Origin of the sequence: Rhizobium anhuiense (assembly GCF_003985145.1) — a bacterium.
Taxonomy (GTDB): Bacteria; Pseudomonadota; Alphaproteobacteria; order Rhizobiales; family Rhizobiaceae; genus Rhizobium; species Rhizobium anhuiense.
Map to the genome: position 1 here is coordinate 47313 of NZ_ML133541.1, position 24446 is coordinate 71758.

At 61.1% G+C, this 24446-nt stretch carries 22 protein-coding genes; 2 read left to right on the forward strand and 20 right to left on the reverse strand.

What is annotated here, in order from left to right:
* Positions 1-15 precede the first annotated feature (15 nt).
* The 5 genes from pdhA to EEQ99_RS31525 form a co-directional block, all read right to left on the reverse strand.
* Positions 16-1062 (reverse strand): pyruvate dehydrogenase (acetyl-transferring) E1 component subunit alpha, encoded by a 1047-nt coding sequence (pdhA, locus tag EEQ99_RS31505; RefSeq protein WP_047614983.1) that lies wholly within the window; start codon positions 1060-1062, stop codon positions 16-18.
* 145 nt (positions 1063-1207) lie between these two features.
* Positions 1208-1528, reverse strand: coding sequence for an FtsB family cell division protein (locus EEQ99_RS31510; RefSeq protein ID WP_047614982.1), 321 nt, complete (start codon positions 1526-1528; stop codon positions 1208-1210).
* Between the two features lie 136 nt (positions 1529-1664).
* A complete protein-coding gene (eno, locus tag EEQ99_RS31515) occupies positions 1665-2939 on the reverse strand; it encodes a phosphopyruvate hydratase (protein WP_047615742.1) in 1275 nt (424 codons plus the stop codon).
* Between the two features lie 222 nt (positions 2940-3161).
* Positions 3162-4007, reverse strand: a complete 846-nt coding sequence (gene kdsA, locus EEQ99_RS31520; protein ID WP_127431751.1) for a 3-deoxy-8-phosphooctulonate synthase — start codon at positions 4005-4007, stop codon at positions 3162-3164.
* Positions 4004-4900 carry a VOC family protein gene (locus EEQ99_RS31525; RefSeq protein ID WP_127431752.1) on the reverse strand — a complete coding sequence of 299 codons (897 nt, stop codon included), beginning with the start codon at positions 4898-4900 and terminating at the stop codon, positions 4004-4006. The genes kdsA and EEQ99_RS31525 overlap by 4 nt, the downstream gene beginning before the upstream one ends.
* Positions 4901-5097: 197 nt before the next feature.
* Between EEQ99_RS31525 and lexA the strand changes: the two genes are divergently transcribed.
* Positions 5098-5817, forward strand: coding sequence for a transcriptional repressor LexA (lexA, locus tag EEQ99_RS31530; RefSeq protein WP_003539306.1), 720 nt, complete (start codon positions 5098-5100; stop codon positions 5815-5817).
* Here the strand turns inward: lexA and EEQ99_RS31535 are convergent.
* Positions 5798-8230: a ComEC/Rec2 family competence protein gene (locus tag EEQ99_RS31535; RefSeq protein ID WP_127431761.1), complete on the reverse strand. Its 2433-nt coding sequence runs from the start codon at positions 8228-8230 to the stop codon at positions 5798-5800. The two genes, lexA and EEQ99_RS31535, sit on opposite strands and share 20 nt — an antisense overlap.
* Before the next feature lie 290 nt (positions 8231-8520).
* On the opposite strand from EEQ99_RS31535, the gene gltA reads away from it, so the two are divergent.
* Positions 8521-9810, forward strand: a complete 1290-nt coding sequence (gene gltA / locus EEQ99_RS31540; protein ID WP_047614976.1) for a citrate synthase — start codon at positions 8521-8523, stop codon at positions 9808-9810.
* A 28-nt stretch (positions 9811-9838) separates the two neighbouring features.
* On the opposite strand, the gene lpxB is transcribed toward gltA, so the two are convergent.
* From lpxB to EEQ99_RS31615, 14 genes are all read right to left on the reverse strand, one after another.
* Complete coding sequence (lpxB, locus tag EEQ99_RS31545; RefSeq protein WP_063475509.1) at positions 9839-11008, reverse strand: lipid-A-disaccharide synthase; 1170 nt, start codon at positions 11006-11008, stop codon at positions 9839-9841.
* Entirely contained in the window at positions 11005-11886 is an 882-nt protein-coding gene (locus EEQ99_RS31550) for an LpxI family protein (protein WP_127431753.1), read from the reverse strand. The genes lpxB and EEQ99_RS31550 overlap by 4 nt, the downstream gene beginning before the upstream one ends.
* Before the next feature lie 3 nt (positions 11887-11889).
* Positions 11890-12708: an acyl-ACP--UDP-N-acetylglucosamine O-acyltransferase gene (gene lpxA, locus EEQ99_RS31555; protein ID WP_047614971.1), complete on the reverse strand. Its 819-nt coding sequence runs from the start codon at positions 12706-12708 to the stop codon at positions 11890-11892.
* Complete coding sequence (gene fabZ / locus EEQ99_RS31560; protein ID WP_047614969.1) at positions 12705-13172, reverse strand: 3-hydroxyacyl-ACP dehydratase FabZ; 468 nt, start codon at positions 13170-13172, stop codon at positions 12705-12707. Before fabZ ends, lpxA begins: the two co-directional genes overlap by 4 nt.
* A complete protein-coding gene (lpxD, locus tag EEQ99_RS31565) occupies positions 13165-14229 on the reverse strand; it encodes a UDP-3-O-(3-hydroxymyristoyl)glucosamine N-acyltransferase (RefSeq protein ID WP_097544384.1) in 1065 nt (354 codons plus the stop codon). The genes fabZ and lpxD overlap by 8 nt, the downstream gene beginning before the upstream one ends.
* 50 nt (positions 14230-14279) lie before the next feature.
* Entirely contained in the window at positions 14280-16613 is a 2334-nt protein-coding gene (gene bamA / locus EEQ99_RS31570; RefSeq protein ID WP_047614966.1) for an outer membrane protein assembly factor BamA, read from the reverse strand.
* 197 nt (positions 16614-16810) lie between these two features.
* Positions 16811-17944: an RIP metalloprotease RseP gene (gene rseP, locus EEQ99_RS31575; RefSeq protein ID WP_047614964.1), complete on the reverse strand. Its 1134-nt coding sequence runs from the start codon at positions 17942-17944 to the stop codon at positions 16811-16813.
* Positions 17945-17972: 28 nt separating this feature from the next.
* Positions 17973-18803, reverse strand: a complete 831-nt coding sequence (locus EEQ99_RS31580) for a phosphatidate cytidylyltransferase (protein ID WP_097623115.1) — start codon at positions 18801-18803, stop codon at positions 17973-17975.
* Positions 18803-19546 carry an isoprenyl transferase gene (locus tag EEQ99_RS31585; RefSeq protein ID WP_028757646.1) on the reverse strand — a complete coding sequence of 248 codons (744 nt, stop codon included), beginning with the start codon at positions 19544-19546 and terminating at the stop codon, positions 18803-18805. The genes EEQ99_RS31580 and EEQ99_RS31585 overlap by 1 nt, the downstream gene beginning before the upstream one ends.
* A gap of 37 nt (positions 19547-19583) precedes the next feature.
* The gene (frr, locus tag EEQ99_RS31590) at positions 19584-20144 is read right to left on the reverse strand and encodes a ribosome recycling factor (RefSeq protein ID WP_028757647.1); all 561 of its coding nucleotides are present in this window, start codon (positions 20142-20144) and stop codon (positions 19584-19586) included.
* A 268-nt stretch (positions 20145-20412) separates the two neighbouring features.
* The gene (pyrH, locus tag EEQ99_RS31600; protein WP_047614960.1) at positions 20413-21135 is read right to left on the reverse strand and encodes a UMP kinase; all 723 of its coding nucleotides are present in this window, start codon (positions 21133-21135) and stop codon (positions 20413-20415) included.
* A gap of 95 nt (positions 21136-21230) precedes the next feature.
* Complete coding sequence (gene tsf / locus EEQ99_RS31605; protein ID WP_047614958.1) at positions 21231-22157, reverse strand: translation elongation factor Ts; 927 nt, start codon at positions 22155-22157, stop codon at positions 21231-21233.
* Between the two features lie 241 nt (positions 22158-22398).
* Entirely contained in the window at positions 22399-23166 is a 768-nt protein-coding gene (gene rpsB / locus EEQ99_RS31610) for a 30S ribosomal protein S2 (protein ID WP_003573382.1), read from the reverse strand.
* A gap of 410 nt (positions 23167-23576) precedes the next feature.
* Positions 23577-24413: a cell envelope integrity EipB family protein gene (locus EEQ99_RS31615; RefSeq protein ID WP_047614955.1), complete on the reverse strand. Its 837-nt coding sequence runs from the start codon at positions 24411-24413 to the stop codon at positions 23577-23579.
* Positions 24414-24446: the final 33 nt, after the last annotated feature.

Here is a 24446-nt window from a genome sequence, read left to right on the forward strand (position 1 = left end):
GGTTCCCTCCCCCGATTAGAGCAGAATGTCGGTGTAGAGCTCGGATGCATCCGGCTCCGGATCGGCCTGGGCGAAGTCGGCGCTGTCGGCGACGATGTCGCGGACATCCTTGTCGATCGCCTTCAGATCGTCTTCGGAGGCCCAGCCCTTTTCGATGAGGCGCGCCTTGACCTGTTCGATCGGGTCATGCTCGGAGCGCATCTTCTGCACTTCGTCCTTGGAGCGATACTTCGCCGGATCGGACATGGAGTGACCGCGATAACGATAGGTCAGCATTTCGAGAATGATCGGGCCCTTGCCGGAGCGGCAATGTTCGAGCGCCTCGTCGGCCGCCGCCTTGACGGCGCGAACGTCCATGCCATCGACCTGAATGCCGGGGATGCCGAAGCCGGAGCCGCGCAGCGAATAGTTCGACTGCGCCGTGGCGCGGGCGGTCGAGGTGCCCATGGCGTAACGGTTGTTCTCGACGATATAGACGATCGGCAGTTTCCAGAGAGCCGCCATGTTGAAGCTCTCGTAAACCTGGCCCTGGTTGGCAGCGCCGTCGCCGAAATAGGCGATCGAGACATTGCCGTTGCCGCGGTAGCTGTTTGCGAAAGCCAGACCGGTTCCGAGCGAGACCTGGGCCCCGACGATGCCGTGACCGCCGTAGAAATGCTTCTCTTTCGAGAACATGTGCATCGAGCCGCCCTTCCCGTGGGAATAGCCGCTGCGGCGCCCGGTCAGTTCCGCCATGACGCCACGCGCTTCCATGCCGGTCGCCAGCATATGGCCGTGGTCGCGATAGGCGGTGATGACCTGGTCGCCTTCCTTCTGCGCCATCTGCATGCCGACGACGACAGCTTCCTGACCGATGTAGAGGTGGCAAAAGCCGCCGATGAAGCCCATGCCGTAAAGCTGACCGGCCTTCTCCTCGAAGCGGCGGATCAGCAGCATTTCGCGATAGGCCTTGAGCTCCTCATCGCGATCGAAGTCGGCTACCGGGCCTCCATTCGATGCTTTGGCTGCGGGTTTTGCTGCAGTTTTGCGGCTGGAAACGGTCGCGGTCTTTCGCGGCGCCATTCAACCCTCCCTATGGGTTTGTCGGTTCTTGGTGGCGCGTACCATAGGGAAGAAATATGACCACAGCAATGCCATAATTGCATGGCTCGTATTCGGCGCTAAATCGTTGATAAAACGCCTGAAATTCCAATTAACCTGTTTCCGGTTAATTGGAATAATGGTTGAATATGACGATCTCGTCCGCGCGCGACACATTGAGCTGATAGCGCGCTTTTTCGTCCAGCATGTCCTTGTCGAGCGAGCCGTCACTGAGCAGCGCGACCTGATTTTCCAGATGTTCGCGCTTCGTCTTTAAGACTGCAAGCTCTTTTTCACGCGCGACACGCTGGTGCTCGAACGCTTCCGTCGCGCGCAGGCCGTAATCGCCGTGAATGCAGTGATAACCGAAATAGGAAAGGAAGGCGACCGTCATGGCCGGAATGACGAAGCGGCCGAGCTTTCTCTTCTTATGATGCTTTGTCCACATACACGCATGCTCTTGAACGCATTACCAATTCGCTCAATCTACAGCGCAGAGATTAACCGTTCGTTGACTCTAAAAAAGAGCAACAAAAAACCCGCGCCGGAGAGGCGCGGGTCGAACCGTTGAAAATCAGATGCGATCAGCCGCGAATGATCGAGCGGCCGGCATACTGGGCCTGAGGACCGAGGCCTTCTTCGATACGGATCAGCTGGTTGTACTTGGCAAGACGGTCGGAACGCGACAGCGAGCCGGTCTTGATCTGACCGCAGTTGGTGGCGACCGCGAGATCGGCGATGGTCGAATCTTCCGTTTCGCCGGAGCGGTGAGACATGACGGCGGTATAGGCTGCCTTGTGCGCCGTGTTGACGGCGTCGAGGGTTTCGGTCAGCGAGCCGATCTGGTTGACCTTGACGAGGATCGAGTTGGCGACACCCATGCGGATGCCATCGCGAAGGCGGGCAGAGTTGGTGACGAAGAGATCGTCGCCGACGAGCTGGGTCTTCTTGCCGGTCAGGTCGGTCAGCGTCTTCCAGCCATCCCAGTCGTCCTCAGCCATGCCGTCCTCGATCGAGATGATCGGGTACTTGGCGGCGAGTTCGGCCAGATATTCGGCCATGGCGCCCGATTCGAGCGTGCGGCCTTCCCCTTCGAGAACATATTTGCCGTCCTTGAAGAATTCCGTCGAGGCGCAATCGAGGCCGAGGTAGATGTCCTCGCCCGGCTTGTAGCCGGCTTTTTCGACCGACTTGACGATGAAGTCGAGGGCTTCGGAAGCGCTCTTCAGGCCCGGTGCGAAACCGCCTTCGTCGCCGACATTGGTGTTGTGGCCCTGTGCGGCAAGTTCCTTGCGGAGCGTATGGAAGACTTCCGAACCCATGCGCACGGCTTCGGCGATCGTATCGGCGCCGACCGGCAGGATCATGAATTCCTGGAAATCGATCGGGTTGTCGGCATGGGCGCCGCCGTTGATGATGTTCATCATCGGCACCGGCAGCAGGCTGGCGGAAGCGCCGCCGACATAACGGTAGAGCGGCAGGCCGGAGGCCTGGGCGGCAGCCTTGGCGACGGCGAGCGACACGCCGAGGATGGCGTTGGCGCCGAGGCGCGACTTGTTCGGCGTGCCGTCCAGCTCGATCATGATGTTGTCGATCTGGATCTGGTTTTCGGCGTCGATGCCGCCGATCGCATCGAAGATCTCGGTGTTGGCGGCGTCGACCGCCTTCTGGACGCCCTTGCCGAGGTAGCGCTTGCCGCCGTCGCGCAGTTCGACCGCCTCATGCGCGCCCGTCGAGGCGCCCGAGGGAACAGCCGCACGGCCCATGCTGCCGTCTTCGAGATAGACATCGACTTCGACGGTGGGATTGCCACGGCTATCGAGAATCTCGCGGGCGATGATATCGGTGATTGCAGTCATGGGTTCTTCCTGCTCAGTGGGTGATAAGTCGTTCGAAACCTGTCTTAATCGAAGGCGAGCAAATTACAATGCCGCAATTGCCAGCCTTCGAACCAGCGTTCCGATGTGGGCGAAAGCGCGTCGCGATCTCTAACATTCGCTTGGTCCGCGCCTTGCTCTTTGGTTTTGCGCGACATGCTTATAGCGCGATCGTGTCAGACTGTTGAACGTCAAGCTGGGTAATCAGGCCTTGGCGACCGCATCGAAGGCAAGCAGCTTTTCGAGGAGCCGCGGCATGTCCTTGAGATAGACCATGTTCGGTCCGTCGGAAGGCGCATTGTCGGGGTCCTGATGGGTTTCGAGGAAGACGCCGGCAATGCCGGTCGCCACCGCTGCGCGCGCCAGCGTTTCCACGAATTCCCGCTGGCCGCCCGAGGAATCGCCCTGCCCGCCCGGCTGCGCCACGGAATGGGTGGCGTCGAAAACAACGGGAGCACCCATCGACGCCATGATCGGCAGCGAACGCATGTCGGAAACCAGCGTGTTGTAGCCAAAGGAGGCGCCGCGCTCGCACAGCAGCACGTTCGGATTGCCGCTGGCGTTGAGCTTCTTCAGGACGTTTTTCATATCCCAGGGAGCGAGGAACTGGCCCTTCTTGACATTGACGACGCGGCCGGTCTTGGCGGCGGCGATGAGAAGATCGGTCTGGCGGCAAAGGAAGGCCGGGATCTGCAGGACATCGACGGTCTTTGCCACCTCGGCGCATTGTTCGGCGGTATGAACGTCGGTCAGGAGGGGAAAGCCGAATTCCTTCTTGAGGTCGGCAAAGATCTCCATGCCCTTTTCAATGCCGATGCCGCGTTCGGCCGAAAGCGAAGTGCGGTTCGCCTTGTCGAAGGAGCTCTTGTATACGAGGCCGATGCCGAGCTTTCCGCAAAGCTCCTTCAGCGTGCCGGCCACCATGAAGGCGTGGTCGCTGCTCTCCATCTGGCAAGGGCCGGCAATCAGCGACAGGCGGCCGGTGTTGGAAAAGGTGACCTGGCCCTGGCCCTCGCCGATCTTGACTTGGGAATTCGTATCTGTGCTCATCGTGTTTCCTCGAAGGCGAAAAGCGTGCCCTGCCCGGGCGCGGGCTTCACCAGAATGCGATTGTTCTTGCGCGTATATGTCACCCCGTTAGCAGCCAAATGCGCTTCTGTCACGGCAAGATCGGCGACAGCGAAGAGAATCGCCCGGCCGCGCAGGCCGCGGTCGGCGGATGGGACGGCGACCTCGAAATAGGCCTCCAAACCCTCCGGCGTCATCAGGCTGATTTTCACATTCGACGCCGCGATCTTGACGCCGAAACCGGTGTTCTCGACTGCCGATTGCGCGCTGGCAAGACTGACGAAGGCGGCGAAGGCAGCCGCATCGGGCGCGCAAAGCACCACCTCGGCAATGCCGGTGACGCCATTGGCATGCGCCTCCAGCGCGCCGCGGTCGGCCGGCAGCGGATTGACGCGCTCGACGGTGAAGAGAAAGAGATCGGGCGCGCGCAGGTCGCCGGCAAAGGCCAGCCTGAAGCCGGCAATGCTCTCAGAACCATCCGGCATCGTCATCGGCCGGCTGAACGCCAGCATCTCGCCGGCGCTCGCTCCGTCGCCGACGAAATTCCGATGATCGATATCGGCATCCTCGCTGCCGAAGGCCACCGCCGAAAGCCCTTCCTCGCCGCAGCGGAATCGGAAGGCGCGGTTGCGGGCGGTGAAGACATTGCCTTGCCGCGCCGATGCTTCACTTTCCCTAACGCTCGCAATCCCGAGCGGCTCCAGATAGGTCTTATCGGCAAAAAAGACGCAGGCATTCTCCGTTCCGAAGGGATGACGCGCATCGGCGGCAACGGTAAAGCCCAGCTTGCCGAGCCTCTCGCGCGCCAGATCGATATTGACGACCGGCAGCACGACATGATCCAGCGGGCGTGGTTTGGCGGAATGCTCGTTCATGGTATCCCCTCTCCTCACACGGCAGAGATGTGCGACAGTGCCGCGCAAGGCAAGACTTGTCGGCCAATCCGGCGAATGAAAATAAAAATCTCAACGAGTTGGCGCCAAGTTTTACGGAAATTTAGCTACTTGCGGAACACATATGGAACATATAGTGTCTGTTCTGGATTTGTTTCAATCACGAGGTCACAACGTCGATGCTCACGCGCAAACAACAGGAGCTTCTCCTCTTCATTCATGAGCGCATGAAGGAATCCGGCGTTCCGCCGTCTTTCGACGAAATGAAGGACGCCCTGGATCTCGCTTCGAAGTCCGGGATTCACCGGCTGATTACTGCGCTCGAGGAGCGTGGCTTCATTCGCCGCCTACCGAACCGGGCCCGCGCACTCGAGGTCATCAAGCTTCCGGAGGCCTATAGCCCCAGCATCCAGCCCCGGCGCGGCTTTTCGCCGAGCGTCATTGAGGGCAGCCTGGGCAAGCCCCAGCCGGTCGCCACTCCCGCTCCTGCAAAACCCGTCGCCGACAATGGCAACTCAGTCTCCGTGCCGGTCATGGGCCGGATCGCCGCCGGCGTTCCGATCTCGGCAATCCAGAACAACACCCACGACATCGTCGTTCCGGCCGATATGCTCGGCTCCGGTGAACACTACGCGCTGGAGGTCAAGGGTGATTCGATGATCGACGCCGGCATTTTCGACGGCGACACCGTGATCATCCGCAATGGCAGCACCGCAAGCCCTGGCGACATCGTCGTTGCTCTCGTCGACGACGAAGAAGCGACGCTCAAACGCTTCCGCCGCAAGGGCGCCTCGATCGCGCTGGAAGCGGCCAACCCGGCTTACGAGACCCGGATCTTCGGGCCAGACCGCGTCAAGGTGCAGGGCAAACTCGTCGGCCTTATTCGCCGCTATCACTGACACCCTGCAGGCCGGTTTCGACAAAGCTGTTGCTGCGCCAGTCATAGGCGCGATGGCGGATCCATGGCCGCCACAGATCATCGAATGCGGTTGTGACCTCCATGCCGGCCTCCGCGAACCGCAGCTCGACGGAACCGGTCCGGCGCAACGTCTCGCCGGTGAAGAGCGTCGCGCCTGAGCGGCAGCTGTTGAAACGCAGGCGGACCGACGTTACCACGATATCGGCCGCATCGCAGGCCGGAGCGAGATAGGCGGCATTGTCGATGACGGCGACCACATGACCGTTGCCAAGCCTTGATATGCACCAGGCCTTCTTGACGCAGGAAAAGCGGTTTGCGTCACCGCCGGCTGCAGCCGCCCGCATCGCCGCCCTCGCTTCGTTCTGCTGATCGCGGGAGAGCTTGACGCGGCGGTCCTCTCCCGCTGGCGGGACAGCAGGACCATCCAGCATCTTCGGCGGGTCATGCGCCGGCAGGACCAGCGCGCGCTGCCATTGGTCGAAGATGAAATCCGGCGGGTTTTCACGGTTGGAGGCCATTGCCGCCGCCTCGACGACCGCGACGAGACTGCCATCTTCCGAAATCACCAGATCCGGCGGCCGGGGAACCGGCAGAAGCAGCAGGATGAGCGTTGCGACTGACATGATCGACGTGCCCATATGGCGCAGCCGAGTGCGGAGCAGCGTCAGCAGCAGGAAGCCTGCCACGGCGACCGCGAAATACCAGGCGGGCAAGCGGCCGATGCCGATGTCGCCACCCCAGCCGGACACGGTCTTGGCGACGGCGATCACCAGATCGAGGCCGAATCCGACAATCTTCCAAGGCAAAACGTCCAGACCGAAAGGCATGAGCAGCATCGCCAGCAACCCGGCCGGCATGATGATGAAGGAGATGATCGGCATCGTCGCGAGGTTTGCCGGCAGGCCGTAGGCGGTCAGGCGATGAAAATGCTCGATCGAAAACAGTGCGGTGGAGAAACCGCCGATCAGCGAGGTCAGGAAGACACCGCCGAAGAACCCCGCAACCGCGACGAAAGGCCTGACGATCGGCAGCTTCAGGAAGGCATTCTCGCGGACGCGCCGATCCTTCCACAGCTGATAGCCCGACACGAGCGCCAAGGTTGCGGCAAAGGACATCTGGAAGCTCGGCCCCAGGACTTCGGAGGGCGAAATGACGAGGATGACGAGCGCGGAGAGAGCGACATTGCGCAGGCTGATCGACGGCCGGTCAAAGAAGACGGCAATCAGCATGATGGCCATCATGATGAAGGCGCGTTCGGCCGAGACCGCGAAGCCGGAGATCAGGAAATAGGCCGTGACGGCGATGAGCGCGCCGGCGGCGGCGATCTTCTTCGTCGGATAGGCCTGGGCGACGCCGGGAAAGAGGCTGAGCAGCATCCGGAAGCCGACGAAGAAGATGCCGGCCGACAGCGCCATGTTGAGTCCGGAGATGGCGATGATATGCGCCAGACCGGACTGGCGCAGCGCCTCCGTGGTCGCATTCGAGATGGCGCGCCGTTCGTCCGTCACCAGAGCAGCGGCAAAAGCGCCGGTGTCGCCGGGCAGAATCGATCGGATGCGGTCGCCGATGCCGCTGCGCAGCCGGTAAAGCCATTCGAGCAGGGCTTCCGCCGTCGATCTGGCAGCCTGCGGGCCTGCCTGCAAATCGACTTTCGTCGGCGCGCCGTAGAAGAAACCATTGGCGCCGATGCCATCGAAATAGGCCCCGAAAGAGAAGTCGTTGAGCTCTGGAAGTGCTGGGCCTGACGGTGGTGTCAGCCGAGCCCTGCCGGTGATGATGTCACCGATCTCGAAAGGCGCGTCGGCGCCGCGGGCGATCGCGGTTATCCGTTCCGGCGGCCGCTTCACCTGCGGCGCCTCGGTGCCGGTGACGGCCAGAATGTAGCGCCACCGGCCGCGACCATCGCCTTCGCGCCGTTCGACACGGCCGGTCACCGTCGTCGTCACGGCGGAGTCGAGGATCACGGTCGAAGCCCGCCAGCTTTCGAACTCCGCCGAGACCATGCCACCGGCCATAAGTGCAAGCGCCAGCAGGACGGTCCGCAATGCCGCCCGCATACGGCTGGCGATCAGAACCGCGGTCGTCAGCACCAATAGGCAGAGCAGCGGTGCAATGACCGGAAAATCCGATGCTCCAAGAAACCAGAAGACTGATCCGGCGCCGAGGAAGACCGGCGAGAATAGCAGCAGGCGGCCATGATCCGCCTCCTCGCCCAGCATGCGCCTGCCGGCACGCGGCGATTGCGAGGCCAAAGCCGGCAGGCGATGGCGCAACGGTGTCGCCGACTGCGTCCTTGCCGGCCGCGACACCACGGCAGGGGGAGAAAAACCGGAGGTATCGGCAAGGCCGGCGCCTGCTTCCGGCCGCAATTCGACTGTCGTCAATTCCTGCATGCGCCGCCCAAGCTCAACCGCCAAGGCGGCAAGAATGCAACCTCCCATCAAATCCGGCAAGAATAATCGATTGAAATATGAGGGAAAATCGCGAGTGCCAAAAGGCCAGTCGAATCATCAGCTTCCGATATGCACGCGGCTCATCGCTGCAGTGCCTAAAAGGTGATACCGCAATGCACAAAATGCCGTCACGGTAACTTGGCATTAGCTTCGCGATCATATAGCTATCGGTGAGGACGCTTAACCCCTATGGCGCTTTTAAGGCGCCACCGCCATTTCGGAGGATCAGCATGACGGATCAAAGCGCTACAATAAAAATCGGTGACAAATCTGTCGACCTTGCCGTCAAGAGCGGCACGATCGGCCCGAGCGTCATCGATATCGGTGCCCTCTACAAGAACACGGCTTCCTTCACGTACGATCCGGGTTTTACCTCGACCGCATCCTGTGAATCGAAAATCACCTACATCGACGGCGACGAAGGTGTTCTGCTGCATCGCGGCTATCCGATCGAGCAGCTCGCCGAGCATGGCGACTTCCTGGAAGTCTGCTACCTGCTTCTCTACGGCGAACTGCCGACCACCGCGCAGAAGAAGGATTTCGATTATCGCGTCACGCACCACACCATGGTGCATGAGCAGATGAGCCGCTTCTTCACCGGCTTCCGCCGCGATGCGCATCCGATGGCCGTCATGTGCGGCTGCGTCGGCGCGCTGTCAGCCTTCTATCACGACTCCACAGACATCACCGATCCGCACCAGCGCATGGTCGCCAGCCTGCGTATGATCGCCAAGATGCCGACGCTCGCCGCCATGGCCTACAAATACCATATCGGCCAGCCCTTCGTTTATCCGAAGAACGACCTCGACTATGCGTCGAACTTCCTGCGCATGTGCTTTGCCGTGCCTTGCGAGGAATATGTGGTCAATCCGGTGCTTGCTCGCGCCATGGACCGCATTTTCATCCTGCATGCCGATCACGAGCAGAACGCTTCGACCTCGACCGTCCGTCTCGCCGGTTCGTCGGGCGCCAACCCGTTCGCCTGCATCGCGGCCGGCATCGCCTGCCTCTGGGGGCCTGCACATGGCGGCGCCAACGAAGCAGCGCTCAACATGCTGAACGAAATCGGCACAGTCGACCACATCCCGGAATATATCGCCCGCGCCAAGGACAAGAACGACCCGTTCCGCCTGATGGGCTTCGGCCACCGCGTCTACAAGAACTATGATCCGCGCGCCAAGATCATGCAGAAGACGACGCATGAAGTGCTGGGCGAACTCGGCATCAAGGACGATCCGTTGCTCGAAGTGGCGATGGAGCTGGAGCGCATCGCGCTCACCGACGAATATTTCATCGAGAAGAAGCTCTATCCGAATATCGACTTCTATTCCGGCATCACGCTGAAGGCGCTCGGCTTCCCCACGACCATGTTCACCGTGCTCTTCGCGCTCGCCCGCACCGTCGGCTGGATCGCGCAGTGGAACGAGATGATCGAGGATCCGGAACAGCGCATCGGCCGTCCGCGCCAGCTCTATGTCGGCGAACCCAAGCGCGACTATATCCCGGTTTCGAAGCGCTGATCGCTTCAAAGCCTAAAAGAAAACCCGGTCAGAAACGGCCGGGTTTTTTCTTTTTCAGGACATCGAGAAGGATCTTGGCGGCATGCTCGCCGGGCGGCTTTTCGGTCTGCATGCGCTGCCAGATAAGGTCATAGCCTTCCTTCATCGCCTTCAGCTGGTAGGTGTCGGCCGACAGCCTTTCCATCCAGCGGGCGAGACTGGCGCCGCGAACGATATCGTTGAGATATTCCGGCACGACCGCGTAATCGGCGATCAGGTTTGGCAGCGCGCCTGTCCAGGTCTTGATGGTTGATGTCAGCAACCGCATGATCCAGTCGACCTTGTAGGCGGAGACGACGGGCACATCGGCAAGCGCCAGCTCAAGAATGACAGTTCCGGACGCCGCCATGGCTGCATCGGCTTCGGAGAAGGCTTTCCATTTCGCTTCCGCGCCGACGACGATCTCCGGTTTTACCGCCCACCCCGCCGTCATTTCGCGGACAAGCGCCTCCTTGTGCGTCACCGTCGGCAGAATGAAGCGCATCGGCCCATTGCGGGCAACAAGCTCCTTCGCTGCGGCCTCGAAATAGGGCACGAGATTCTTGATCTCGGATGAACGCGAACCGGGAAGAAGAAGGATCGGGCCGTTGCCGGGCTGCCTGCCGGCGCGCAGCCGCCGCGCCTCGAGCAATGCCGGATCGGCAATCAGGCGATGGCCGACATAAGTCGTCTCCGGGCCGCCGAGCGTGCGCATCACTTCCGGCTCGAAGGGCAGGACGGCGAGCACATGATCGACATAGCCGAGCATGCGCGTGGCGCGATATTCCTTCCAGGCCCAAACGCTCGGACAGACATAATTGACAACAGGCAGATCGGGCAGCGCGGTGCGGACGCGCTTTGCAACGCGATGGGTGAAATCCGGGCTGTCGATGATGAGAAGAATGTCCGGCCTTGCGGCGATGATTTCAGCCGTCGTCCGGCGGATCAGGGTATAGAGTTTTGGCAGCCGGCTCAGCACCTGGGTGATGCCCATGATCGACAACTCGGAGAAATCGAACAGCGATCTCAGGCCTTCTGCTTGCAGCGCCTCGCCGCCGACGCCGACCAGTTCCACCGGTCCGCTATGAATCCGTTTCAGGGCGGCGATGAGATCGGCGCCGAGCAGATCCCCCGACACCTCACCGGCAATGACGGCGATCTTCAGCGGCGCCCCGTTCATACAAGCCCCCATGCCGGCAGGCCGCGATCGATGCCGCAGACGAAAAGCCCGGCCTCGTCGGCGGCCTTGATGACGGCGGCGCGATCGAGCACCAGTGAACGGCCGGCCTCAACGGCGACACCGGCAAGGCCGGCTTTCCTCGCGTTCAGCACCGTGGATACGCCGATCGCCGGCAGATCGGCGCGGATATCCTGCTGCGGCTTGCAGAGCTTGACGAGTGCGCCGCGGCGGCGTGGCGAGATGCGTCCGGCGGCTCTGAGACCCGTCACGCGGTCCAGCATCTCATCCGTGCCTTCAAGACCCTCCAGCGCGACGACACGCCCGCCGATGCTGACGGCGCCCTGCCCGACATCGAGCCGGCCGAGCATTTCGGCGGCTTCGCCAGCACGGCTGATATCACGCCGGTCGTCCTCGCCGGGCGCCACAGCACCAAGCGGGCCGACGGAGGCAAGCAGGTCGGGGGCGATTTCATGGGCGCCAACGACGCGGCGGCCGTTTCCCTCGATCAGGCGGATCACCATCTGCAGAACCGTATCGTCGCCGCCGGACAGCAAGGTGCGGATGGCGGCCGGCACTTTCATCAGGATGCGCAGCGTCGGGCGCACCTCGCGCCATTCCGGGCGGCGGCGCACACTGCCCGACATCACGACACGGCTAATGCCATACCGGTTGAGCAACCCATCGAGGGCGGCGAAATCACCAATGCCGATGACGGCGTGATCATAGCCTTCCCAGCGCCGGTCGCTTTCATCCTTCAGCGCGACGATGACCGGATTTTCGCCGGCGGCGCGCGCGGCTTCGGCAACATAGGAAGGCAGAAGACCGCCGCCGGCGATAATCGCCAGCCGGCCCGCAGCGGTTTCGCCGGAAAATGTCACGGGCTAGCCCTTCTGCCCCCGGGTCGGCGAGGACAAGGCGCGGTCGCTATCGGCGGCGATGAAGTCGAGAATGTGGACCACCTGCTCGCAATCGGCATATTCGTCGCGGATGGCGGCAGCGTTTTCGCGGACGGAGCCCGTTCCTTCGAAGATCGCCTTGTAGGCGCGACGCACCCGGTGAATGACGGCGCGGTCGATGCCGGCGCGCGTCATGCCGACGACGTTGAGGCCGCTCAGCAGCCCGGGATTGCCGTTCAGCATGCCGTAGGGAATGACGTCGTAACTGACCGCCGAGAGCCCGCCGACGAAGGCCTGACGGCCGACACGGGTGAACTGGTGAACGGCAGAACCGCCGCCCAGGATGACACGATCCTCGATGACGACGTGGCCGGCGAGCATGACGTTGTTCGACATGATCACGTGATTGCCGACGCGGCAGTCATGCGCAACGTGGGAATTGGCGAGGAAGAGGTTGTTGTCGCCGACGATCGTCTGGCCACCGAAGTCGGAGGTGCCGGTATTCATCGTCACGCCTTCGCGGATCGTGCAGTTGGCGCCGACCGTCAGCGTCGTCTCCTCACCGCCGTGATGCACGCTCTGCGGATCGCCGCCGATGACGGCCATCGGGAAGATGCGCGTGCCCTTGCCGATCACGGTGCGGCCGGTAACGACCGCATGCGACAAAAGCTCGACATTCGCATGCAGGACGACGTGCGACCCGACATGGCAGAAGGGACCGATCTTGACGCCCTCACCGATAACGGCACCGTCTTCGACGGCGGCCATCGGATGAATAAGGGCGCTTTCGGCGATATTGCTCATGCCTGATCCTTACGAACGATCATCGCGCCGATATCGGCCTCGGCGACAAGCGCGCCGTCAACCTTGGCGTCGCAATGGAATTTCCAGATATTGCCGCGCTGCTTGTGTTTCTTGACATGGAATTCAACGCGATCGCCGGGCACGACGGGCTTGCGGAAGCGCGCATTCTCGATGGTCATGAAATAGACGAGGTTGCCCGGCTGGCCTTCCTTCTTGGCACAGATCGCGCCCGCAGTCTGAGCCATGCCTTCGATCAGGAGAACGCCCGGCATGATCGGAGCTTCCGGAAAATGGCCGGTGAAATGCGGTTCATTCGCCGTGACGTTCTTGATGCCAATCGCGCTGTTGTCGCCGTCGATCTCGATGATCTTGTCGACCAAGAGGAAGGGGTAACGATGCGGCAGCAGCTTCATGATCTCGATGATGTCAGCCGAAGAAAGCGTTGTCGTGGCTTCCTCAGTCATTTTGCTTGCCTCCAGGTTTACTCTCGCGCTGCTTGGTCTTGGACATCAGCTGCGCAGCCTCTCTCAGATAGTCTTTTAGCGGGCGCGCGGGTACGCCGCCATATTGCCCGCCGGCGGCAAGGTCGGTCATGATACCGCTTTTGGCGGCGATCTGCACGCCGTCACCGATCGTCACATGCCCCTTGATGCCGACCTGGCCGCCGATCTGCACGCCATTGCCGATCTTTGTGCTGCCGGCGATGCCGACCTGGGCGACGACGGCACAGTGGCGGCCGATCTGAACGTTGTGGCCGATCTGGACCTGGTTGTCGATTTTGGTGCCTTCGCCGATCACCGTATCGTCCATGGCGCCGCGATCGATCGTGGTGTTGGCGCCAATCTCGACATTGTCCTGGATGATCACCCGGCCGATCTGGACGATCTTGATCATACCGCGCGGGCCCGGGGCATAGCCGAAACCATCCTGGCCGATGCGGGCGCCGTTGTGAATGATGACGCCATTGCCGATCAGCGCGCAGAGAATGCTCGCGCCGGCCGCAATCGAACAATCCCGGCCGATCTTGACGCCCGGGCCGATGATGCTGTGCGCACCGATGCGCGTCCCCTCGCCGATCTCGGCATGCGCACCGATGACGGCCATCGGCTCGACGATCACACCTTTTTCGAGCTTGGCGCTCGGATCGATCACAGCACTTGGCGCGATCTCGCTTTCACTGGAAAAGACGACCGGGCGCAAGGCCGCGGGATAAAACAGACCGCCCGCCATCGCAAAGGCTGCGTGCGGATTGGACGACAGAATGACCGGAATGTGCTCGGGGATGAGATCGACGAGCGCCTTGTCGCAGATCACCGCCGAGGCTTCGCATGTCACCAGCTCATCGCGGCTGCGGCGCGACAGGATATAGCAGACATCGCCTGCCCGGGCCCGGTTGAGGGGAGCCACGGATCTGACGATGACATCGGCATGATCGGGATTGGCGAGTTCTGCCCCAAGAAACTCTGCCAGCTCAGCGAGCTTCAGACCTTCATGGGGCAGAAAAAAAACGTTTTGCTCCATCGGCAATGCTCCAGAACGGAATTGAGTCTTACAGTTCCGGACTGCCGATATCAGAATTGGTTGTTGATGCCAAACTTGAAGTTCTGCGTCTTGTCGAAGTCTTCCTTGAGGACCGGGATTGCGTAATCCAGACGCAATGCACCGAAGGGAGACTGCCAGACAACACCGACACCGACGGAAGCGCGCAGCGAAGCACTGGTGCCCTCCGCTTGATCGGAGCCGAGAAGCTCGACATCATTGCCAAACAGCGTGCCGGCATCGGCAAAGACGGCGCCGCGCAGGTTGAAGTCACGCGGGAAGCCAGGCATCGGGAAGGTCGCTTCCGCCGACGCCGTGAAATAGGTCGTGCCGCCGAGCGGGTCATCATTATCCCCGCTGATGCGTGGGCCGATCCCCTTGTTCTCGAAGCCACGAATATCGCCGTTGGTCAGGGTGAACTGATCGAAGACATTCAGGTGGTCGCCGAGGGGGACGACATAACCCGCCGAAGCCGAGACCGAGCCGATGATGTCGGCATCGTCGGCGAGCAGATGGTAGTAACGGGCCTTGCCGTAGATCTTGTAGAACTGCGAGTCGCCGCCGAGGCCGGCAAGTTCCTGCGTCGCCGTCGCATAGATGCCTTCACGCGGCAGGACGGTGTCATCAAGCGTGTTGTAGGTCAGCGTCTGCGAGACGGAAGAGCGCGTCCACGGGCTCTCATCGACCAGATTGGCATAGGTCGCCGAAAGATCGGAGGTATCGCCGTCATACTTCATCTGCTTGTAGTTATAGCGGAAGGTCGTCGCCAGATCTTCGGTGATCGGTGCGGTCACACGCAGAACGACGCTGGTTTCCTCGTAGTCATAGTCGTCGTTGCTCGACGTTTCGCTGCGGTTGACGTCGAAGCCTGCCGCCAGGCGATAGCCGAGGAAATAGGGTTCGGTGAAGCTGACGCCGTAGGCGCGCGAGCCTTCCTGACCGCCGCCGGCCGAAATGCGGATATACTGGCCGCGGCCGAGGAAGTTCTTTTCCTCGATCGATGCTTCGAGCAGCAGACCGTCGCCGCCGGCGGCATAACCCGCGCCGACACCGAACGAACCAGTCGACTGATCCTGCACGTCGACGACCACCACGACACGGTCGGGCGAGCTGCCCGGCTGGGTGGAGATATTGACGGAAGAGAAGTAACCCAGCGCTTCGAGGCGACGCTTGGCCTTGGTGATCATCTGCTGATTGAAGGCGTCGCCTTCGCTCATGTCGAATTCGCGGCGGATCACGTAGTCGCGCGTGCGGCTGTTGCCGCGGATCTCGATACGCTCGACATAGGCGCGTTCGCCTTGGTCGACCAGATATTCGACGCCGATCGTATTGTTGTTGAGGTCGCGGTTGCCGCGCGGCGTGACGCGCGCAAAGGGATAACCGGCAGACGCCACCTGATCGGAGATCGCCTCGATCGACTTCTGCACGTCCTTGGCGCTGTAGACACGACCTTCATGGGTGCGCACGAGCGGCAGCAACTGATCGGAACCGACGCCTTCGACGGTCGACTGGACGGTCACCGGTCCGAAATCGTAGCGCTGGCCTTCCTCGATGTTGAAGGTGAGCGTGTATTTGTTGGTCGCGTCGTCGAAGGTGGCATCGGAAGAGACGATGCGCATGTCGGCGTAGCCGCGATTGTAATAGAACTGGCGCAGCGCTTCTTCGTCGGCGTGGAGCTTGTCTTCGTTATAGACGTCCTTGCGGGTCAGGAACGAAAGGAAGTTCGAACGCTTGGTATTGATGACGGCAGCCAGGCGGCCGGCACTGTAGGCATTGTTGCCGACGAAGTTGATCGAATCGATCTTGGTGCGATCACCTTCGTTGATGACGAAGGCAAGGTTGACGCGGCCTTCGCCGAGCGGCACCACCTGCGTCGTCACTTCGACCTCGCTGCGGCCGGTGGCAGCGTAGGCATCCTTGATCGACTGAATGTCGGACTGGATCTGGGTGTCGCTGTAGGGACCGGCGGCATGGGTCTGGACGATGGTCGCGAGCTTGTCGTCCTTGATCTTGCGGTTGCCGTTGAAGACGACCTGATTGACGAGCTGAGCTTCCTGAACGTTGACGACGAGCGTGCTTCCCGAGACCGAGATCTTCACGTCGGAGAAGTAACCCGTACCGTAAAGCTGCTTGACCGAAGCATCGATATCGCTGTTGGAAAAACTCTTCCCGGGAGAGATGGTGAGGTTCGACCGGACGGCTTCCGCGCCGACGCGGCTTGCGCCGCGCACATCGATACGCTGGATGACGGCGGCCTCAGCAGCCGTAGCGGAAACGAACGTCAAAGCACCTGCGCCCGAAGCAACAACACTAGCAGACAGCGCAACCGCCGATACTGCGTTCAAAAACTTTGAACCAGCCTTCATTTCACCTATTACCTTTGTTTCCCTCGTCCCCGGCTCCGGGAGAACCCGATTCCGGTCACGTGTGTCGTTTTACCCGCTTTTGACATACAAGCAAGCGAGGTCGTTAATTTCTGTTTACTTCATTTGCAAGCGTGACCCATTCGCCACTACAGCCTTGAAACATCGTAAATAAACAGTAATTCCCTCGCCTTGCCCGTTTACCCTCTGATCGAGCCGATGTCGTTCCAGGTCGTGAAAACCATTAATGTCAATATCATTGCCAAGCCGATGCGAAATGCAATTTCCTGAGCCGTGGAGCCCAGCGGCTTCCCCCTCACCGCTTCCACCGCATAGAACATCAGGTGGCCGCCATCAAGTACCGGAACCGGCATCAGGTTAAGCAATCCTATCGAAACCGAAAGCATTGCCGCAAGCTGCAGCACCGCGCCTATGCCAAGCGTAGCCATCTGGCCCGAAGCTTGCGCCACGCGGATCGGCCCACCCAGTTGGTCGGCCCGCATCGTTCCGGCGAAGATGTTGCCGATATATTTGAAAGTGCCGGTGACGATGTCGCGAGTCTGGATCACGCCCTCCTGCAGCGCCTCGAGAGGCGTATAGGTCTTCAGGCGGAAGTTGCCGGCCTGCTGATTGGTGACGATGCCGATCTGGCCCAGCTCGATCTTGTTGCCGAACTGGTCGGTCTGGTCGGTGCGTTGCGGCACCATCGGCAGATCGAGCTTCTCGCCGCCACGCTCGATCGTCACGACGATCTTCTGGCTCGGGCGGATGCTGACATAGCGGCGCACATCGTCGAAGGTCTCGACCTTGTTGCCGTCGATGGCGACCAGCAGGTCGCCGGGAAGGATGCCGGCGGCAGCAGCGGCGCCATCCGGCTTGACCTCGGCAACGACAGGATCGGCGATCATGCGGCCATAGACAGAAAAAAGAACGGTGAAGATGGCGATCGCCAGCAGAAAATTGGCGATCGGGCCGGCTGCGACGGTGGCTGCGCGCTTCCACAGCTTGGCGCCGGCAAAGGAGCGTGCCCTGTCTTCCTCGGACATGGCGGCGAGTTTGTCGGCGTCTGGCTTGCTCGAGGCGTCTTCGTCGCCGAAGAACCGGACATAACCGCCCAGCGGGATCACCGAAATCTTCCAGCGTGTTCCGTGGCGGTCGGTGAAGCCGAAGATCTCCGGACCGAAGCCGACGGAAAAGGCAAGGATGCGAATGCCGCTCCAGCGCCCGACGAGATAGTGGCCCATCTCATGCACGAAGACGAGCAGCGAGAGCACGAGGATGAAGGTGACGATATTCCCCATCAAGAATCCGTATATGCCGGTCACCGTTTCCATGAGTCCCTTCCGTCAAGCTGCCGCGTCATCAGAGGCCGAACAATGCCGCGCCGAGCGAGGTCATCTCAGCCCCCTTTATCAGGGAAAAAAGCCCAGCTAGCAAGAACGCCGAAAAACAGGCAAAAATCAGTCCGTCGACACGGTCCATGACGCCGCCATGGCCCGGAATGAGATGGCTTGAATCCTTGACGCCGAATTTCCGTTTGATGAAAGATTCGAAAAGATCGCCCGACTGGCTGCAAACCGACAGAACCAGCGCTACGCCGGCGGCGATGATTTCAGCGCCCGGAAGGAGAAAATGGACGAGAACGACGCCGGCAGCGACGGCTGAAACGGCGCCGCCGATTGCGCCCGACCACGTCTTTCCAGGCGAGATCGAAGGGGCAAGCTTCGGTCCGCCGAGCGCCCTGCCGACGAAATAGGCGAGGATATCGGTTGCCCAGACGACGGCAAAGACGAAGAGCATGGCATAAAGGCCAGGCCGGTCATCGCTTCTGATCGCGGCGAGCGCCAGGCCGGTGGCGCCGGCATAAAACAGGCCAGCCGGAAACCAGCGGCTCGTGCCGTGCAGGATGATCAGGGCGATGCCGACGGCGGTGACGCCGGCCAGCATCCCGGCGGCGAATTCGAAATTGCCGACAAGCACGAGAAAGGCGACTGCCGCCTCGCCGATCCAGCCGACGGCATTGGCGACCCAATCACGCGCGATGCCTGTTATTTTCGACCATTCATAATAGATCAGCAGGCCGATCGCGGCCGCCAGGATACGGAAGGCAAGACCGCCATACCAGGTGGCGGCAAGAACGATGACCGCAAGAATCAGTCCTGAAACGATGCGGAGCTTCAATTCCCTCTGCATCAGGTGCCGACCGCGGCTGCCTGCGACGACAGGCCGCCGAAGCGCCGGTCACGAGAGGCGAATTTCTCGAGCGCCTGGCGGAAGATCTCGGGGCTGAAATCCGGCCAGTATTCCGGAAGGAAGATGAATTCAGAATAGGCGGCCTGCCAGAGCAGGAAGTTGGAAAGCCGCTCCTCGCCGCTGGTGCGGATGATGAGATCCGGATCGGGGATGCCTGCCGTGTCGAGACGGGCGTTGATGAGCGCGGGGGTGATGTCCTGCGCCCTCAGGCAGCCGGCCTCGACATCCCGGGCCAAACTCACCACGGCGCGGGCGATCTCGTCGCGCGAGCCATAGTTGAAAGCGATGACCAGCGTCAGCGCCGTGTTGTCCTTGGTCGTTTCCTCCGCCTCGAGCAGCAGACCGAGAATGTCGCTGCGCAGGCTGTGGCGGTCGCCGATCACCTTGATGCGCACATTCTGGCGATGAAGCTCGGCGAGGTCGCGCCGAATGAAAGCCTTGAGCAGGCCGAGCAGATCGGAAACCTCGGCCTCGGGCCGGCGCCAGTTCTCCGAGGAGAAGGCAAAGAGGGTCAGATATTTTATACCGACGGCACCGGCGGCGCGCACTGTCTCGCGGACCGCCTCGACGCCCTTGCGATGGCCCATCGTGCGCGGCAGGCCACGCTGCTTGGCCCAACGGCCATTGCCGTCCATGATGATGGCAACATGCTCAGGCACGGTCACAAATACAGATTCCGACATTTCCCGTCCGGTCTTTCCAGGCAAAGGCACAGATCCACTAGACCTGCATGATTTCCTTTTCCTTCTCGCCAAGCAAGCGGTCGATTTCAGAAATCGTCTCGTCCGTCATCTTCTGTACACGTTCCGACTGCGCCCTGCTCTCGTCCTGGCCGATTACACCATCCTTTTCGGCCTTCTTGAGGCCGTCCATGCCGTCGCGGCGGACGTGGCGAATCGCGACCTTGCTCTTTTCAGCATAGTCGTGAGCCACCTTGACGAGCGACTTGCGGCGCTCCTCGTTCAGCTCCGGCAGCGGAATGCGCAGGTTCTGGCCGTCGACGATCGGGTTGAGACCGAGATTGGATTCGCGAATACCGCGCTCGACGGCGCTGACCATCGACTTGTCCCAGACAGAAACCGACAGCATGCGCGGCTCGGGCACGGTGATGTTGGCGACCTGGTTCAGCGGCATGCGCGAACCGTAGGCCTCGATCGTTACCGGATCGAGGATGTTGGCCGAAGCCCGGCCGGTGCGCAGCGATGCGATGTCGCTCTTGAATGCGGAAACCGCGCCATCCATGCGGCGCTTCAGTTCCTTGATGTCGATACCTTCACTCATGTCGATGCTCCCGTATAAAGCGCGTCGCGATCTTTCAGATTCGCTTGCCGCGCTTTAGGTCTTTGGTTTGCGCATGCCGTCATCGCAAAACCGCTGCACACTTTTGCGCGACATGCTCTAGAGCATGATGCCGAAAAGCGTCAGCGGCTTTCGGACGACATCATGCTCTAACTATTTAATGTAGAACATGATTCAGATTTCAGGCCAACCGGCCTAAAATCATCATGTTCTAGCCAGGGCTGCGCCTGATAAAGCGGCGCAGCTTATATCAGTTGTCGGAGACGATGGTCTTGAGGCCACCGCCCGTCAAGATTTCAGCAAAACCGCCCTTCTCGTGGATCGAGAAGACGATAATCGGAATGGAATTCTCCCTGGCGAGCGCCACGGCGGCAACGTCCATCACCGCTAGTCCCCTGTCCAGCACTTCCTGGTGCGTCAGGCGGTCGAGGCGGGTCGCATCGGGATATTTCTTCGGGTCGGCGGTGTAGATCCCGTCCACCTGCGTGCCCTTGAAGATCGCTTGTGCGCCCATTTCGGCGGCGCGGAGAGCTGCGGCAGAATCGGTGGTGAAGAAGGGATTGCCGGTGCCGCCGGCAAAGATCACCACGCGTCCCATCGACAGATGATAAAGGGTTGCACGCTGCGAAAAGCTCTCGCAGATCTCCGGCATGGAGATGGCGGAAAGCACCACCGTATCGATGTTCAGCTTGCGCAGCGAGGTCGCCAGCGCCAGAGCATTGATGATGGTGCCGAGCATGCCCATATGGTCGCCGGTGACCCGGTCGCCGCCCTTGGACGCTACCGCGACACCGCGGAAAATGTTGCCGCCACCGACGACGACGCCGACTTCCACGCCCATATGCCTTGCCTCGGCGATGTCAGATGCAATGCGGTCCGCCACCGCGACATCGATCCCGAAACCCTGGCCACCCATGAGCGCTTCGCCGGAGGCCTTGAGTAGAACGCGTTTATAGACAGGCTCTAAAGACATCTTGGCTCCTCGTAAATTGCCGTGAATGCCCGATACACGAAGGGCATCGCGTTGTCACGCGATGCCCTGGTGTTTTCCCAATTATGGCTGGAAGATCAACCCTTGACGGCAGCCGCAACTTCGGCTGCGAAATCGGTCTCTTCCTTTTCGACGCCTTCGCCGAGCAGAAGACGGGCCATGCCGGCGACTTCGATCGGCGCGCCAACGGCCTTTTCAGCTTCCTTGATGGCGGCTGCGACGGTCAGATCCGGATTGATGACGAAAGCCTGCGAGAGAAGGGCGACTTCCTCGAAGAACTTGCGCATACGGCCTTCGACCATCTTCTCGATGATGTTGTCAGGCTTGCCGGAAGCGCGCGACTGCTCGATGAAGACGTTGCGCTCGCGCTCGGCGACGGCGGCATCGACTTCTTCCGGGCGGATCGCCAGCGGCGCGGTCGCAGCGATGTGCATGGCGACCTGGCGGCCGATTGCGTTCAGGGCTTCCTTGTCGCCGGTCGACTTCAGCGCCACGAGAACGCCGAGCTTGCCGAGGCCGTCGGAAACAGCATTGTGGATATAGGTGGCGACGACGCCGTCCTCGACGGAGAGAGCGGTCGAACGGCGCAGGTTCATGTTCTCGCCGATCGTTGCGATCGCATCCTTGATCGTGTCGGAAACGGACTTGCCCGATGCCGGGTAGGTCGCAGCCGCAACGGCTTCGACGGTACCGTCTGTGGAGACGGCGACCTTGGCGATGCCGCGGACGAGATCCTGGAAGGCGTCGTTACGGGCGACGAAGTCGGTTTCGGAATTGACTTCGACGACGACGGCCTTGGTGCCCTGGCTCGAAACGCCGATGAGGCCTTCAGCGGCGGTGCGGCCGGACTTCTTGTCGGCCTTGGCGATGCCCTTGGCGCGCAGCCAGTCGATCGCCGCTTCCATGTCGCCACCGGTTTCAGCAAGAGCCTTCTTGCAGTCCATCATGCCTGCGCCGGTCTTTTCGCGCAGTTCCTTCACCATTGCAGCCGTAATCTCGCTCATTAGCTTCCTCTTGTCGGTTCATACGGTGGGCCGCAGAGCGCGGCTCGGCACCGGATTGAGGCACGAAATGTACCTGTATGTATGACAGCGTGATGAAGACGCGCCATACCGAAACTTAGTCTGGCGAAGAGCCTGACGCCCTCGCCCTGAAACAGGCAAGGCCGCCGAACTTCGATGAGTCGCGAGCGGCCTTTCCCAGTCTCTGTAAGCTTTGGCGGAGCTTTCGATCCGCCCGCCTTCATCAGCCTTCGGCTGCTTCCTCGAGAGCCGGCTCGACCGGAACCTCGGAGGATGCGCCGAGATCGCGGCCGGAAGAGCTCTGCTGACGCGCAATACCGTCGATGGCGGCGCGGGAGATCAGCTCGCAGTAAAGAGCGATGGCGCGCGATGCGTCGTCGTTACCCGGGATCGGATAGTCGATCAGGTCCGGATCGCAGTTCGAGTCGATGATGGCGACAACCGGGATGCCGAGGCGCTTGGCTTCGTCGATCGCGATCTTTTCCTTGTTGGTGTCGATGATGAACATCAGGTCGGGGGTGCCGCCCATATCGCGGATACCGCCGAGAGCCTTGTCGAGCTTTTCACGCTCGCGCTCGAGGTTCAGGCGTTCCTTCTTGGTGAAGCCCTGGGCTTCGCCGTTCAGGATCTCGTCGAGCTTGCGCAGGCGCTGGATCGAGTTGGAGATCGTCTTCCAGTTCGTCATCATGCCGCCGAGCCAGCGCGAGTTGACGTAATACTGGGCCGAACGCTTGGCGCTGTCGGCGATGATCTCAGACGCCTGGCGCTTGGTGCCGACGAAGAGAACGCGGCCGCCGCGGGCAACGGTGTCGCTGACGACCTGAAGGGCGCGCGACAGCATCGGAACGGTCTGGGCCAGATCGATGATGTGAATGTTGTTGCGATCGCCGAAGATGTACGGCTTCATCTTCGGGTTCCAGCGATGCGTCTGGTGGCCGAAGTGGACGCCTGCCTCGAGAAGCTGGCGCATAGAAAAATCAGGCAATGCCATGCCTTGTTACTCCTTTTCCGGTTGAACCTCCGCAAGGCGAACAGCACCCTCTTCGAGAATGCCACCGGCGGAACAGCCCGGATTTCTCCCGGACGATCCCATGCCTTACGTGTGGAATGCCGGTGCCCATACATTCGATTTGGCGCAAAAGCAAGGCTTATGCCGAAAAAACCGACCCATTAACCCGGCACCGCGTATCGATGCGGGAAAAAATGAAAAGGATAACCGTCGGCTTCTGCGAACGCCGCCGTTCAACTCGCCAGCGCGAGACCTGCGACAGACATCAATTTGGATGCAGGTGCCCTGCCAACAGCCTGCTGCAAGGATCGCATCACCTTGCAGATCAGGGCGGTGCGTGGACGATTTAATCGTCGCCGATCGCCCGACCGTGGTTTTTCAAAAGCCTGCGTCTACTTGCAGACCTCGGCCTTGCGTTCGAGCAACTCCAGCTTGGCAAGCTTGCCGGTCAGGACGAAATCGCCGTAATCCATCGTCAGGTCGCGGGTGATGCCGTTCTCATAGAGCTTGAACGACATGCGGTAGACCGGCAAAGCATCCGATTTCGCATTCTCGTTGAAATAGGCGATCGTCACCGGCCAGAAGGCGGTCTTGGAGAAGGCGCCGGCATTGCCGGCATCGGCCTCCTCGGCAATCGGCGTCTCCTGCTTGCCGACGATCGTCGTCGTCACCAGCGATTTGTCGCCGTCATCGGAACCGTCGAAGACGCGCGCCTCGAAGAAGCGCTTGCCGTCCTTGGCGTTCTGGATGACGTCGAGCATGTGTTCCGTGGGAAAACGGCTTTCGGCAAGCTGCAGTTCGCGGCTCGACGGCTGCTTGAGATCGACCTTGACACCGTCGGGCTGATCCTGCGCGGCACCGTTGACCTCCTTATCGAGCTGGTCGTCGGTGAAGGATTTGGTGTCGAAGGTGAACTTGCCATCCTTCAGGTTCTCGAAGGTCTTCGTCTGCTGGTCGCTGACGCGCACGCTGTCGCCGGTATCGATCTGCGTGACGAAGCGGAAGTTGGTCGTGAAGCCCTGGCAATAGCTGCCGTCGAACTCATAGACCATGCGACCATACATGCCGGCGATGCCGGAGCGGTCCGAAGCGTCCTTCAATTCCAGATCGTAGACCGCGCGATGTGCGACGAGGCCGGTCGCGATCGCAGCGCTTACCGCGGGCGCAGCCGCCCATGCATTGGCGGAAACGCTGGCGAGAAGCAGAGCGACAAGACTCGATCGGAACATTCATTAACTCCTGTTGGACTCGGTCGCGATGTT